The organism is Burkholderia sp. MR1-5-21 (genome assembly GCF_053427715.1).
Genome location: NZ_JBSAXD010000014.1, coordinates 77,734 through 91,157, shown reverse-complemented (window position 1 = coordinate 91,157; position 13,424 = coordinate 77,734). Strand labels below are relative to the sequence as shown.

General features: G+C 67.2%; 13 protein-coding genes and 4 tRNA genes. 7 read left to right on the top strand and 10 right to left on the bottom strand.

What is annotated here, in order from left to right:
* Positions 1-2 precede the first annotated feature (2 nt).
* Both ACV229_RS20190 and ACV229_RS20185 read left to right on the top strand, forming a co-directional pair.
* On the top strand, positions 3-443 hold the full coding sequence (locus ACV229_RS20190; protein ID WP_448084864.1) for a copper chaperone PCu(A)C: 441 nt from the start codon (positions 3-5) through the stop codon (positions 441-443).
* Between the two features lie 10 nt (positions 444-453).
* Positions 454-1,338 (top strand): cytochrome c oxidase assembly protein, encoded by an 885-nt coding sequence (locus ACV229_RS20185; RefSeq protein WP_448084863.1) that lies wholly within the window; start codon positions 454-456, stop codon positions 1,336-1,338.
* Positions 1,339-1,359: 21 nt separating this feature from the next.
* Here ACV229_RS20185 and ACV229_RS20180 read toward each other — a convergent pair whose 3' ends face one another.
* Both ACV229_RS20180 and ACV229_RS20175 read right to left on the bottom strand, forming a co-directional pair.
* Complete coding sequence (locus ACV229_RS20180; protein WP_448084862.1) at positions 1,360-1,854, bottom strand: GNAT family N-acetyltransferase; 495 nt, start codon at positions 1,852-1,854, stop codon at positions 1,360-1,362.
* A 132-nt stretch (positions 1,855-1,986) separates the two neighbouring features.
* Entirely contained in the window at positions 1,987-2,853 is an 867-nt protein-coding gene (locus tag ACV229_RS20175; protein WP_448084861.1) for a pirin family protein, read from the bottom strand.
* Between the two features lie 109 nt (positions 2,854-2,962).
* On the opposite strand from ACV229_RS20175, the gene ACV229_RS20170 reads away from it, so the two are divergent.
* Complete coding sequence (locus tag ACV229_RS20170) at positions 2,963-3,880, top strand: LysR family transcriptional regulator (RefSeq protein ID WP_448084860.1); 918 nt, start codon at positions 2,963-2,965, stop codon at positions 3,878-3,880.
* 99 nt (positions 3,881-3,979) lie between these two features.
* Complete coding sequence (locus ACV229_RS20165) at positions 3,980-4,483, top strand: GAF domain-containing protein (RefSeq protein WP_448084859.1); 504 nt, start codon at positions 3,980-3,982, stop codon at positions 4,481-4,483.
* Positions 4,484-4,604: 121 nt separating this feature from the next.
* Here the strand turns inward: ACV229_RS20165 and ACV229_RS20160 are convergent.
* The 6 genes from ACV229_RS20160 to uvrC all read right to left on the bottom strand — a co-directional run bounded on the left by ACV229_RS20160 (position 4,605) and on the right by uvrC (position 8,038).
* Positions 4,605-4,678 (bottom strand) — tRNA-Cys (locus tag ACV229_RS20160).
* 102 nt (positions 4,679-4,780) lie between these two features.
* Positions 4,781-4,856, bottom strand: a tRNA-Gly gene (locus ACV229_RS20155).
* A 51-nt stretch (positions 4,857-4,907) separates the two neighbouring features.
* A tRNA-Gly gene (locus ACV229_RS20150) sits at positions 4,908-4,983 on the bottom strand.
* Positions 4,984-5,033: 50 nt separating this feature from the next.
* Positions 5,034-5,109: transfer RNA gene (locus ACV229_RS20145), tRNA-Gly, on the bottom strand.
* Between the two features lie 141 nt (positions 5,110-5,250).
* The gene (pgsA, locus tag ACV229_RS20140) at positions 5,251-5,838 is read right to left on the bottom strand and encodes a CDP-diacylglycerol--glycerol-3-phosphate 3-phosphatidyltransferase (RefSeq protein ID WP_448084858.1); all 588 of its coding nucleotides are present in this window, start codon (positions 5,836-5,838) and stop codon (positions 5,251-5,253) included.
* Between the two features lie 115 nt (positions 5,839-5,953).
* Positions 5,954-8,038 carry an excinuclease ABC subunit UvrC gene (gene uvrC / locus ACV229_RS20135; protein WP_448084857.1) on the bottom strand — a complete coding sequence of 695 codons (2,085 nt, stop codon included), beginning with the start codon at positions 8,036-8,038 and terminating at the stop codon, positions 5,954-5,956.
* A 77-nt stretch (positions 8,039-8,115) separates the two neighbouring features.
* Here uvrC and earP point away from each other — a divergent pair, with 77 nt between their 5' ends.
* From earP to ACV229_RS20120, 3 genes are all read left to right on the top strand, one after another.
* Positions 8,116-9,309 (top strand): elongation factor P maturation arginine rhamnosyltransferase EarP, encoded by a 1,194-nt coding sequence (earP, locus tag ACV229_RS20130; protein ID WP_448084856.1) that lies wholly within the window; start codon positions 8,116-8,118, stop codon positions 9,307-9,309.
* Between the two features lie 127 nt (positions 9,310-9,436).
* The gene (efp, locus tag ACV229_RS20125; protein WP_448084855.1) at positions 9,437-9,994 is read left to right on the top strand and encodes an elongation factor P; all 558 of its coding nucleotides are present in this window, start codon (positions 9,437-9,439) and stop codon (positions 9,992-9,994) included.
* 270 nt (positions 9,995-10,264) lie between these two features.
* Positions 10,265-11,650 (top strand): sigma-54-dependent transcriptional regulator, encoded by a 1,386-nt coding sequence (locus tag ACV229_RS20120; protein WP_448084854.1) that lies wholly within the window; start codon positions 10,265-10,267, stop codon positions 11,648-11,650.
* A 183-nt stretch (positions 11,651-11,833) separates the two neighbouring features.
* On the opposite strand, the gene nagZ is transcribed toward ACV229_RS20120, so the two are convergent.
* Both nagZ and acpS read right to left on the bottom strand, forming a co-directional pair.
* Positions 11,834-12,862, bottom strand: a complete 1,029-nt coding sequence (nagZ, locus tag ACV229_RS20115) for a beta-N-acetylhexosaminidase (RefSeq protein WP_448084853.1) — start codon at positions 12,860-12,862, stop codon at positions 11,834-11,836.
* 15 nt (positions 12,863-12,877) lie between these two features.
* Positions 12,878-13,357, bottom strand: coding sequence for a holo-ACP synthase (gene acpS / locus ACV229_RS20110; RefSeq protein ID WP_448084852.1), 480 nt, complete (start codon positions 13,355-13,357; stop codon positions 12,878-12,880).
* Between the last annotated feature and the right edge of the window lie 67 nt (positions 13,358-13,424).

Genomic DNA, 13,424 nt, shown 5'->3' with positions numbered 1-13,424 from the left:
CAATGACGATGAAACTCAAGACGCTCGCCTTCCTCGCCGCGCTGTCCGTCGGCGCCCACGCCTTTGCCGCCGGCGCGATCACCGCGCAGAACGCATGGGTGCGCTGGCTGCCGAACAAGCTGCCGGCAGGCGGCTACGTCACGCTCGTCAACGCGAGCGACAAGCCGGTCGATCTCGTCGACGTCGACAGCCCCGACTACGGGATGGCGATGCTGCACCGGACGGTCTCGAACGGCTCGACGCAGAAGATGGAAATGGTCGACAAGCTGACGATCCCCGCGCGCGGCAAGGTCGACATCGCGCCGGGCGGCTATCACTTCATGCTCGAGGAGCCGAAGCACGCGATCAAGCCGGGCGACACCGTGCGCCTGCGCCTGAAATTCTCCGACGGCGAAACGCTCGACACGCCGTTCGCCGTGAAGTCGCCGGCCCAGGCGAAGTAACGCCCGCGCGATGAACCTCCTGTACTGGCTCGACCCGTGGGAGCCGTCGCCGACCGTGGTGATCGCGGTGCTGACGGCCGCCGTGCTGTTCGCGCGCGGCGTGAAGAAGGCGAAGGTGTCGCCGCTGCGGCAGTTTTCGTTCTGGCTCGGGCTGACGGCGCTGTATGTCGCGCTGCACACGCGGCTCGACTACTTCTTCGAGCATGAATTCTTCATGCACCGCGTGCAGCACCTCGTGCTGCACCACCTCGGGCCGTTCTTCATCGCGCTCGCGTATCCGGGCGCCGCGATCCGCGCCGGCATCCCGTTCCGCTGGCGGCAGCGCTTCGTGCGGCCCGCGCTCGCATGGCCGCCCGTGCGCGCGACGCTCGACGTGGTGTTCCATCCGGTCGTCGCCGTCGTGCTGTTCGTCGGGCTGATCTATTTCTGGCTGCTGTCGCCGATCCACTTCGTCGCGATGCTCGACTGGCGCCTCTATCGCGTGATGAACTGGAGCATGGTGATCGACGGCCTGCTGTTCTGGTGGCTCGTCGTCGATCCGCGCCCGGCGCCGCCCGCGCGGCTGTCGCCGGGCCGCAGGATCCTGATTGTCGTCGCGGCGATCCCGCCGCAGATCGCGCTCGGCGCGCTGATCTTCTTCACGCCGCACGAGCTGTATCCGATCTATTCGATCTGCGGACGCGCGTTCACGTGGCTGAGCCCGCTGCGCGACCAGCAGATCGGCGGCCTGCTGCTGTGGATTCCCGGCTCGATGATGAGCGTGATCGGCGCGCTGATCGCGCTGCGGCACTGGCTGCGGCTGTCGGCACGCGGACGTCTGCTGGACGAACGCGCGGCGCAGCGGCCGGCCGCTGCTGCGGCGGCGGTCACACAAACCGCACACACCGCGCACTGATGCGGCGCGCGCCGCGGGGCATCACGTGCGCGCGCTGCGCATCCACACGTGCGGAATGCCGTCCTCGTCGTGCACGTCGGAACTCGGCGTGAAGCCGAACGCACCGTAAAAGCGCTGCAGATGGGCCTGCGCATGCAGGCTCACCGGCGTCTCGGGCCATTGCGCGCGGATATGCTCGAGCGCGCGCGACAGCAGCGCATTGCCGAGGCCCGCGCCGCGGAACGCGGCGGTCGTCAGCACGCGGCCGATCCGGATGTCGGGATCCTGCGCATCGGGCAGCAGCACGCGCAGGTAGCCGGCGAGCCGCCCTGCATCGTCGTACGCGGCCAGATGCCACGCCGCCTGGTCCGCGTCGTCGATGTCGCGGTACACGCAGTTCTGTTCGACGACGAATACCGCGCTGCGCGCTTCGAGGATCGTGTAGACCTCGCGCGCCGACAGCGCGTCGAAGGATTTCCAGCGCCACTCGAGCGCGTCGGTGGCGGGCGGATTTGCGGCGGTGATGGAAGCGTTCATCTGCGGTCCTGATCCTGATTCGGGGCGTGCCGGCCGGCACGCGGCAACCGACGATTATGCCCCGAAGCGCATGCGGCGCGCGACCGCCTTGCTGATGCGGCAACGGGCCCCGCATCGCGCGGGGCCCGTCCGTCAGGCCGGCATCCGGCCGAAACGGCCGCTGTTGAAGTCGTCGATCGCGGTGCGGATCTCCGCTTGCGAGTTCATCACGAACGGTCCGTAGCCGACGATCGGTTCGTCGATCGGCTCGCCGCTCAGGATCAGCAGCATCGCATCGCCGTTCGCCTCGATCTCGACGTCGCGCCCGTCACGGCTCAACTGCACGAGCTGTGCTTCGCGCGCGACCGCGTCGCCGTTCACGAGCACCGTGCCGCGCAGCACGACGACCGCGAGCGTGCGCCCTTCCGCCACCGGGAACCGCGCGCGTCCGCCCGCCTCGAGCCGCACGTCCCACACGTCGATCGGCGTGTGCGTGCGCGCCGGGCCGCGCCGGCCGTCGAACTCGCCCGCGATGATCCGCGCACGACCGGCGCCGTCCGGCAGCTCGACCACCGGAATGTCGGCGTTCAGCAGCGTCTGGTAGCCGGGTGCGCTCATCTTGTCGGCCGCGGGCAGGTTCACCCACAGCTGCACCATCTCGAGCATCCCGCCGCTTTGCGTGAATGCGTCCGAATGAAACTCCTCGTGCAGGATCCCGCTCGCAGCCGTCATCCACTGGACATCGCCCGGACCGATCACGCCGCCCGCGCCGGTCGAGTCGCGGTGTGCGACCTCGCCGTCGTAGACGATCGTCACCGTCTCGAACCCGCGGTGCGGATGCTGGCCGACGCCGCGCGGCACCGCGGCCGGCTCGAACTTCATCGGCCCCGCGTAATCGAGCAGCAGGAACGGGCTCAGATGCGCGCCATGCGACTGGTAGCTGAACATCGACCGCGCCGGAAACCCGTCGCCGACCCAATGCATGCGCGGCGCGCTGTAGACACCCTGGATCTTCTTCATCTTCCTCTCCAAATTGCGGCGAAACCCGTGTTTCGCGTCCTGGGATCAAATATAGGAGCGCAACGATGAATCCGGTAGACTGGGAAAATCGCACTCAGCGTTCTATTTTGTGAACGATAACCCGCGGGATCTGAACGATCTCTACTACTTCGTGCAGGTGGTTGACCATGGCGGCTTCGCACCGGCCGGCCGTGCGCTGAACATGCCGAAATCGAAGCTGAGCCGGCGCATCGCGCTGCTCGAGGCGCGTGTCGGCATGCGGCTGATCCAGCGCTCGACGCGCCGCTTCACGGTGACCGAAGTCGGCCAGACCTACTACGCGCACTGCCGCGCGATGCTCGTCGAGGCCGACGCCGCCGACGAGGCGATCGCGCTGATGCACGACGAGCCGCGCGGCATCGTGCGCGTCAGCTGCCCGGTCGCGCTGCTCGACTCGCTCGTCGGCACGATGATCGCGGCGTTCATGACCGCGTGTCCGCACGTCGAGATTCACCTGGAAGCGACCAACCGGCGCGTCGACGTGGTCGGCGAAGGGATCGACGTCGCGCTGCGCGTGCGCCCGCCGCCGCTCGAGGACAGCGATCTCGCGCTGCGCGTGCTGGCCGAGCGCGGGCAATGCCTCGTCGCGAGTCCCACGCTGCTGCGCGAGCATGGCGTGCCGGCCGTCCCCGCCGATCTTGCCCGGCTGCCGAGCCTCGACCTCGGCGTGCCGCAGGCCGCGCACGTGTGGCGGCTGCATGGCCCCGACGGCGCACGCGCGGAGATCCATCACCAGCCGCGCCTCGTGACGGGCGGCATGTTCGCGTTGCGCGCGGCGGCGAGCGCGGGCGTCGGCGTCGTGCAGTTGCCGACGATGATGGTGCACGACGAAATCGCGCGCGGCACGTTGATCACCGTTCTGCCGGATTGGGCACCGCGTCGCGAGATCGTGCATGCGGTGTTCGCATCGCGCCGCGGGCTGCTGCCGTCCGTACGCGCGCTGCTCGACTTTCTCGCGCAGCGCTTTGCGGAACTCGAGCCCGACTGATCACCCATGCACGCATTCGCGCGCTGCACGTCGACGGCGCGTGCCGTAGACTGCGAGACTCGTACTGCGCATTTTCAACAACCTTTCCGCATTTCAGCCATGTTCACGCTGTCCAACGACCCGCACGCCTCGAAGGCCGATCAGTACGCGACGCTCGTCGAGCAGGCCCGCTCGCTCATCGAATCGGAGCGCGACCTGATCGCCAACGCCGCGAATTTTTCCGCACTCGTCTATCACTCGCTCGACCGGCTCAACTGGGCCGGCTTCTACTTCTTCGACGGCACCGAGCTCGTGGTCGGTCCGTTCCAGGGCAAGCCCGCGTGCGTGCGCATCGCGCTCGGCAAGGGCGTATGCGGCACTGCTGCGCAGACGCGCGACACGCAGGTGGTTCGCGACGTGCACGCGTTCCCCGGCCACATCGCGTGCGATTCGGCGTCGGAATCGGAGATCGTCGTGCCGCTCGTCGCGAACGACGGCACGCTGATCGGCGTATGGGATGTCGACAGCCCGGTCGCCGCGCGCTTCGACGACGACGATCGCAATGGGATGGAAGCGTTGTGCCGCGTGTTCGTCGAACACGCATGGGAGAAGGCGCGTCGCTGAGCGGTTCGTGACGAAGTGCGATCGCGCGCGGACAAACACCGCCGCGGTCGCGGCATGACGTGCGTCATGTGCATCATGCGCATCGAACAAAAGAAAAGCCCCGCCGAAGCGGGGCTTTGTCTGGAGGCGCGAGCCGGAGTCGAACCGGCCTAAACGGCTTTGCAGGCCGCTGCATAACCGCTTTGCTATCGCGCCGAAAGCGGACTGTCCGGATGCCGTGGCGGCAAGCGGCAGATTCTTTTATCCGATGACCGTCGGTCCATCAAATAAAAAGGGAAGCTTTGCTTCCCCAGTAACTGGAGCGGGAGACGAGTCTCGAACTCGCGACCTCAACCTTGGCAAGGTTGCGCTCTACCAACTGAGCTACTCCCGCATTGTCCTGCATGTGCAGCGCCTTGCCGTACAACACGCCGCCAGAAAAATCTGGAGCGGGAGACGAGTCTCGAACTCGCGACCTCAACCTTGGCAAGGTTGCGCTCTACCAACTGAGCTACTCCCGCATTGTCCTGCATGTGCAGCGCTTTGCCGTACAACACGCCGCCAGAAAATCTGGAGCGGGAGACGAGTCTCGAACTCGCGACCTCAACCTTGGCAAGGTTGCGCTCTACCAACTGAGCTACTCCCGCATACTTCCTGACTTCTGCTCCATCACACTTGCTTTGCAGTGCAGCGGAGAAGCGAGATTATGTCGAAGGCCCATCCGGGTGTCAAGCGTTTTTCGCGCCCTTTTTCCAAAAAGGCCCTCGCCTCCTTGTCCGCAAACCACGTCACACGCCGCTGCGCTCGCGGATCTGCGGCCACGCGAGCTTCATGTAGTACAGCATCGACCAGATCGTCAGCACTGCGGCGAGATACATCAGCCACTCGCCCCACACGCGCGTATCGATCGTCGCGATGCCGAGCGGCAGCGGCCCGTAGTACAGCAGCATCGGGATCGCGACCATCTGGCATGCCGTCTTGAACTTGCCGAGCTGATTCACCGCGACGCTCTTCGACGCGCCGATCTGTGCCATCCATTCACGCAGCGCGGAGATCGCGATCTCGCGGCCGACGATCACGAGTGCGATCGCCGCGTCGACCCGCGTGATCTGCACGAGGATCAGCAGCGCGGCCGTCACCATCAGCTTGTCCGCGACCGGATCGAGGAACGCGCCGAACGACGACGTCTGATTCCATTTGCGCGCCAGATAGCCGTCGAACCAGTCCGTCAGCGCGGCAAGGATGAAGATCAGCGCCGCCGCGAGATTGCGGTGCGCGAGCGCCATCACCGTGTCCGGCAGATAGAACACGCCGACGACGAGGGGGATCAGCACGATCCGCACCCACGTCAGGAAAATCGGGAAATTGAACGGCATGGCATCCGGGACAGTAAAGGATTCGCAATTGTGCCGCGTCGCCCGCCCTGCCACAAGCAATGCGGGCGAGGCGGGCGACGGACCGGCCGCACCGCGCCACGCGGCGCGGCGCGGGTCAGTGAAGCTGCTTGTAGATCTGTTCGGCGAGCGCGCGCGAGATGCCCTCGACGCTCGCGAGTTCCTCGACGCTCGCCGCGACGACGCCGCGCAGCCCGCCGAACCGGGCGAGAAGTCGCTGCCGGCGTTTCGCGCCGACCCCTTCGAGCTCTTCGAGCCGCGATGTCTGGCGGGCCTTCGCGCGCTTCGCGCGCATGCCGGTGATCGCGAAACGGTGCGCTTCGTCGCGGATTTGCGCGACGAGCATCAGCGCGGCGCTCTCCTTGCCAAGCTCGAGCGGCGTGCGGCCGTCGGCGAACACGAGCGTCTCGAGCCCGACCTTGCGTCCTTCGCCCTTCGCGACACCGACCAGCATCGACGTGTCGAGCCCAAGCTCGGTGAACACCTGCCGCGCGATCTCGACCTGGCCCTTGCCGCCGTCGATCAGCACGATGTTCGGCAGCAGGCCCGCGGCCTCGGCCCGGCGCGTCGATTCACCGTCGATGCCGGCCGCGTCGTCCGCCGCCGCGGCCTGCGCAGCCTGCTCGACCATCTTCTCGTAACGGCGCGTCAGCACCTGACGCATCGCCGCATAGTCGTCGCCGGGCGTGATGCCGGTGATGTTGTAGCGCCGGTATTCGCCGGACTGCATCTTGTGATGGTGATAGACGACGCACGACGCCTGGGTCGCCTCGCCCATCGTGTGGCTGATGTCGAAGCACTCGATCCGCAGCTGTGCGAGATCGTCGCTCTCGAAGGCGAGCGTATCGGCCAGCGCACGCGTGCGCGCCTGCTGCGAGCCCTGCTCCGACAGCAGCCGTGCGAGCGCGAGGCTTGCGTTCTGCTCGGCCATCGACAGCCACGCGCGCCGCTGTCCCTGCGGCTGCCGCACCAGCGATACCTTGTGGCCGGCCTGCTCGGACAGCAGCTCGAGCAGGTCGCGGCTCGCCGGCGCATGGCTCACGACGAGCACCGGCGGCACGCGGTTGCCGAGGTAGTGCTGTGCGATGAACGCGTCGAGCACCTCGGCCTCCACCGTAGCCTGCGCGCTGCGCGCACCGCCCGCCTCGTCGGCCGGCTGGTCGGCCGGCTGGTCGGCCGGCTGGTCGGCGGGCTGGTCGGCGGGGTGGTCGGCGGGGTGGTCGGCGGGGTGGTCAGGCAGCGCTTCGCCCGTCGGCTCCGCGTCGTCGCCGAGCCCGCCTTCCGCGAGCGTCAGCGCGCTCTCGACGTGCGTCGGGAAATACGCCTTGTCGCCCAGATGCCGGCCGCCGCGCACCATCGCGAGGTTCACGCACACCCGCCCGCCCAGCGCGACCACCGCCAGGACATCGACGTCGCTGTCGCTGCCGACCTCGATCGCCTGCTGGTGCAGCACGGTCGCGAGCGAGCTCATCTGGTTGCGCACGGCCGCCGCCTGCTCGAACTTCAGCTCGGCCGCGAACCCGTGCATCTTCTGCTCGAGCTCCTTCATCACTTCGGACTGCCGGCCGAGCAGGAAGCGCGCCGCGTTCGACACGTCGCGCGCGTAGTCCTCCTCGGTGATCGCGCCGACGCACGGCGCGGTGCAGCGCCCGATCTGGTGCAACAGGCACGGCCGCGTGCGGTTGTTGAACACCGAATCCTCGCAGGTCCGCAGCTGGAACACGCGCTGCAGGATCTGGATGCTCTCGCGCACGGCCCACGCGCTCGGGAACGGCCCGAAATACTGGTTCTGCTTGTCGACCGCGCCCCGGTAGTACGCCATCCGCGGAAAACGATGCGCGGTGAGCTTCAGGTACGGATACGACTTGTCGTCGCGAAACAGGATGTTGTAGCGCGGCGCGAGCGCCTTGATCAGGTTGTTCTCGAGCAGCAGCGCTTCCGCTTCCGAACGCGTGACGGTCGTCTCGACGCGCGCGATGCGCGTGACCATCATCGCGATGCGCGGCGACAGCTGCGTCTTCGTGAAATAGCTCGATACGCGCTTCTTCAGGTCGCGCGCCTTGCCGACGTAGAGCACGGCGCCCGCCGCGTCGTAATAGCGGTAGACGCCGGGCAGGTGCGGCAGTTGCGCGAGGATCTTCTTCGGTTCGAACGGGGCTTCGGAGGCGTCTGGGGATGTCATGCGGGAGCCGGGCGCGACATGGCGCTAAACGGGTCTATTAGAATCGCCAGTTTAGAGCATTCCACCCGCCTGCTTCGATGCCACGCACCGCCTCCCGCCCCCACGTCCCGTCCCCGTCCGCGCCGGACGAGCCGCTCGCCTGCGACATCTTCTGCACCGTCGTCGACAACTTCGGCGACATCGGCGTGTGCTGGCGCGTCGCGCGCCAGCTCGCGCACGAGCACGGCTGGCAGGTGCGCCTGTTCGTCGACGACCTGCGCACGTTCACGCGCCTGTTGCCCGGCGTCGAGCCCGACGCGCTGCGGCAAACCATTGACGGGGTCGTGATCGAACACTGGCACGCCGAGGTCGGCGACGCACTCGAGATCGCCGACGTCGTGATCGAGGCGTTCGCATGCGAGCTGCCGGGCGCCTATCTCGCGGCGATGGCGCGCCGCGCACGCCGCCCCGCGTGGATCAATCTCGAGTACCTGAGCGCCGAGGACTGGGTCGCCGACTTTCACCTGCGGCCGTCGCCGCATCCGCGCTACCCGCTCGTCAAGACGTTCTTCTTCCCCGGCCTGTCGGCCGGCACCGGCGGCGTGCCGAAGGAGCATGACCTCGACGCGCGCCGCACCGCCTTCGAAGCCGATGCACCGGCGCGCGCGGCATGGTGGCGGCGCACGACCGGCGGCCCGCCGCCCGCGCCCGGCACGACCGTCGTGAGCCTGTTCGCGTACGAGAATCCCGCCGTCGACGCGCTGCTGGCGCAGTGGCGCGACGGCCCGTCGCCGGTCGTCGCGCTCGTGCCGGAGGGGCGCGTGTCGCCGCGCATCGCGCGCTTTTTCGGGGTCGAGTCGTTCGGCGCCGGCGCGCTGGCGCGCGCCGGCAACCTGAGCGCGCACGGCCTCGCATTCGTCCCGCAGGCCGACTACGACCCGTTGCTGTGGGAGAGCGACCTGAATTTCGTGCGCGGCGAGGATTCGTTCGTCCGTGCGCAATGGGCGCGCCGGCCGTTCGTCTGGCACATCTATCCGCAGGCCGACGACGCGCACCTGCCGAAGCTCGACGCCGCGCTCGCGCACGTCGGCGGCGGCCTCGCCGACGCGACGCGCGACGCGCTCGCCCGCTTCTGGCATGCATGGAACGGCGCCGGCACGCCAGACTGGGCCGATTTCTGGCAGCACCGCGCAGCGCTGCAGGTGAACGCGGTCCGCTGGGCCGACGCGCTGACCGCTGTCGGGGATCTCGCTGGAAAGCTGGCGGACCATGCAAAATCTCAGTTAAAATAAACGGTTATCCGACGGCTGACCACGCAAGCGCTGGCTTTTGGCGCCTCCCGGAAAGCACCGCTTGCGCCGTCCGCCGTTGCGCAACGCTCAGGCACCTATTTATTTGATTTGATCAGGACAGTTTTTTATGAAAACCGCACAGGAACTCCGCGTAGGCAACGTCGTGCAGATCGGCAGCGATGCCTGGGTCATCGCGAAGACGGAATACAACAAGTCGGGCCGTAACGCCGCCGTCGTCAAGATGAAGATGAAGAACCTGCTGACCAACGCGGGCCAGGAATCGGTCTACAAGGCCGACGACAAGTTCGAAGTCGTTGTGCTCGACCGCAAGGAAGTGACGTACTCGTACTTCGCTGACCCGATGTACGTGTTCATGGACGCCGACTACAACCAGTACGAAGTCGAAGCGGAAATGATGGGCGACGCGCTCAACTACCTCGAAGACGGCATGGCATGCGAAGTCGTGTTCTACAACGAGAAGGCAATCTCGGTCGAACTGCCGACGATCCTCGTGCGCGAAATCACCTACACCGAGCCGGCCGTCAAGGGCGACACGTCGTCGGGCAAGGTGCTGAAGAACGCGAAGCTCGCAACCGGTTTCGAACTGCAGGTTCCGCTGTTCTGCAACACCGGCGACAAGATCGAAATCGACACGCGCACGCACGAATACCGCAGCCGCGCATAATCGCTCAGCGATTTGCAGTCGAACAAAGCGCCTTTCGGGGCGCTTTTTGTTTGCCCGCCGCCAACAGCGCACGGCCCTGCGGCACCGGGAAGCACAACAAAATCCACCGGTAAAGATATTCAATTTGTATCATCGGTAACTGTTTTATAGCGACTGAGAAATAATGTACGTCAGGCGTTCGGTGGGGCATAAAATCAGTTTTTAATCTCGATATGCGGCTGCGGAATTACGGCCGATGGCCCGCCTCTTTTGACACGACACGCGTCCACCATGCCACACGCCCTGATTGTCGAAGACGATCCCAACAGTCTGTCCGGCCTCACCGCGCTGCTCGCCGCGGATGGCTTCTCGGTCGACACGGCGACGTCGCTCGCCGAAGCGCGCGCCGCGCTCGGCCGCTCGATCCCCGATGTCGTCCTGGTCGACCTGAACCTGCCGGACGGCAGCGGGTTCGACCTGCTTCAGCACCTGCCGCAGCAACAGCCGAACGGTTCGCTGCCCGTCATCGTCCTCACCGGTAACGCGACCGTCGAAAGCGCGATCGAAGGCCTGCGCCACGGCATCTGGGACTACCTGCTGAAGCCGATCAACATTCCGCGCCTGCGCAGCCTGCTCGCACGCATTCCGCGCCCGTACGAACTGATCGACGAAGTGCAGTCGCTGCGCGCAACGTTGCGGCATCTCGGCCGCTTCGGCGCACTGGTCGGCCGCAGCGAAGCGATGCAGCACGTGTACGACATGATCGAGCACAACGCGCGCACCGAGACGGCCGTGCTGTTCTCGGGCGAAGCCGGCAGCGGCAAGAAGCTGGGCGCGCGCACGCTGCATGACCTGAGCCGCCGCCGCAAGGGGCCGTTCGTCGCGTTCGACTGCCGCTCGCTCGCGCACGCCGGACGTCACGGTGCGGCGCTCGACAGCGTGCTGTTCGGCCACGAGCGCGGCGCGTTCGACGGCGCCGAGCGACGCGAGTCGGGCCTGTTCGAACAGGCCGGCGGCGGCACGCTGTTCCTCGATGAAATCACCGCGCTGCCGCTCGCGCTGCAGGAAGCGCTGCTGCAGGCGCTCGATTCGCAGAACTTCATGCGCATCGGCGGCACGAGCCCGGTCGCGAGCGACTTCCGGCTGATTGCGAGCACGCGCCGCCCGGCACGCGAGGCAGTCGCGAACGGCACGCTGCGCGAGGATCTGTGGCTGCGTCTCGACGCGGCGTCGATCTCGATGCCGCCGCTGCGCGAACGCGACGGCGATGCGCTGTCGATCGCCGACGCGCTGATCGACGAGCTGAACCGCGACGCGCGTGCCACCGGCCGCAGCACGACCGACAAGCGCGCGGCGCCGGGCTTCGTGCGCGAGTGCCTGTCCTACGAGTGGCCGGGCAACGTGCGCGAGCTGCAGGAGCGCGTGCGCTTCGCATACGACGCGTCCGGCGACTTCATCGACACCCTGCGCGCCGGCGAAGCGAGCTTCTCGGCGGGCACGGCGCTGAACGGCAGCAGCGTGCAGATCAAGGTCGGCACGCCGCTGTCGGACGTCGAGGACTTGCTGATCCGCGCGACGCTCGACGCGGTCGGCGGCACGCGCCATCGCGCGGCGACGCTGCTCGGCATCAGCCCGAAGACGCTGTACAACAAGCTGCAGCGGATGAAGGTGAATTGAGCGCCGCGGGCCGGTCTGTGCGTGTGAACAACCGCGGACGCCATGGCACCGGCCCGATGAGAAACAAACCAGTGGCTAGACGGATTCGGCCATTAGTTGCAGTCACAACGACATTCGTGAACGCCATCAACAAAATGCCGCGCAAATTGCGCGGCATTTTTATTTCACGTGCCCCTGTCCCGCTTACGCGAACGCGCTGCGCAACAGCGCCTGCGCACGCAGATACTCGGGCTGTGCGATCAGCTTGTCCCATTTGACCGGCTTGCCGCGCGCGCGCATCCGCTTGATGCGGCGCACGGATTCCGGCGACGGCTGGGCCTTCAGCCCGTTGAGCACGCCCTCGGCCGCATCCGGCTGGTTGCAGACGAGCACCATGTCGCAGCCGGCCGCGAGCGCGGACTCGGCCGCCTGCGTGAGCGTGCCGCCTTCGCGCGCCGCTTCCATCGACAGGTCGTCGCTGAAGATCGCGCCCGTGAAGCCGAGCCGGCCGCGCAGGATGTCCTGCAGCCAGACCTGCGAAAAGCCGGCGGGCCTCGCATCGACCTGCGTGTAGATCACGTGCGCCGGGATCACCGCCGACAGCGACAGGCCGAGCCAGTCGTAAGGTGCGACGTCCTGCTTGAGGATCGTGTCGAGCGGCCGGTCGTCGGTGGGCAGCGCGACATGCGAATCGGCTTCCGCGAAACCGTGCCCGGGGAAATGCTTGCCGCAGTTCGCCATCCCCGCGAGCGACAGTCCGTGATTGACGCTCTTCGCGAGCATCGTCACGACGCGCGGATCGCGATGGAACGCGCGATCGCCGATCACTTTCGAGTGGCCGTAATCGAGATCGAGCACGGGCGTGAAGCTCATGTCGATCCCGCACGCACGCAGTTCCGCGGCAAGGATGTAGCCGACCGCCGTCGCGACCTTCGTCGCGTGCAGCACGTCCTGGTCCCACAGCTCGCCGAGGCGGCGCATCGCAGGCAGCACGGTGAAGCCGTCGGTGCGGAAGCGCTGTACGCGGCCGCCTTCGTGGTCGACGGCGATCAGCACGTCGTCGCGGACCGCGCGGATCGAGTCGGTCAGCGCGGTCAGCTGCGCGCGGTTCTGGAAATGCCGCGCGAACAGGATCACGCCGCCGGTGTTCGGATGGGCGAGACGGCGCGCGTCGTCTCGCGTCAGGGCCGTGCCGACGACGTCGAGCATGACCGGGCCGGGAGTCGTTTTCATCGATTAGGGAATCCGTCAGGGGGAGGTTCGGGCAACCGGTGCGTCCGCGGCTGGCATGCCGGCTGCCCGTATGCCGGCTGCCCGCATGCCGGCTGCCCGTATGCCGGTTTCGGCGATCACGAACGACACCGCGTAATCGCGCTCGTCGCTGACCGTCACACGGGCGGTAATGCCGCGCGCGGCAAGCCAGTCGGCCAGCTCGCCGGACGCGACGACATACGGTTCGCCGCTCGGTTGATTGAGGGTTTGCAGCGCACGCCACGTCATCGGCCAGTGCATGCCGAGCCCGATCGCCTTCGAGAACGCTTCCTTCGCGGAAAAACGCGTCGCGAGGAACGCGATGCCGCGCGCCTCGGAACGCGCGCGACGCGCGTGGAACACGCGCAGCTCGTCGGGCCCCAGCACCTTCTCGGCGAACCGCCCGCCGGTGCGCTCGAGCACGGCCGCGATACGGCTTACCTGGACGATGTCGGTGCCGATGCCGTAGATCGTCATGTCAGTACCCGCCGGGCCGCACCAAGGGTGCAGACAACCCACTCAGGGGACAGCGAACGAAGAGCGC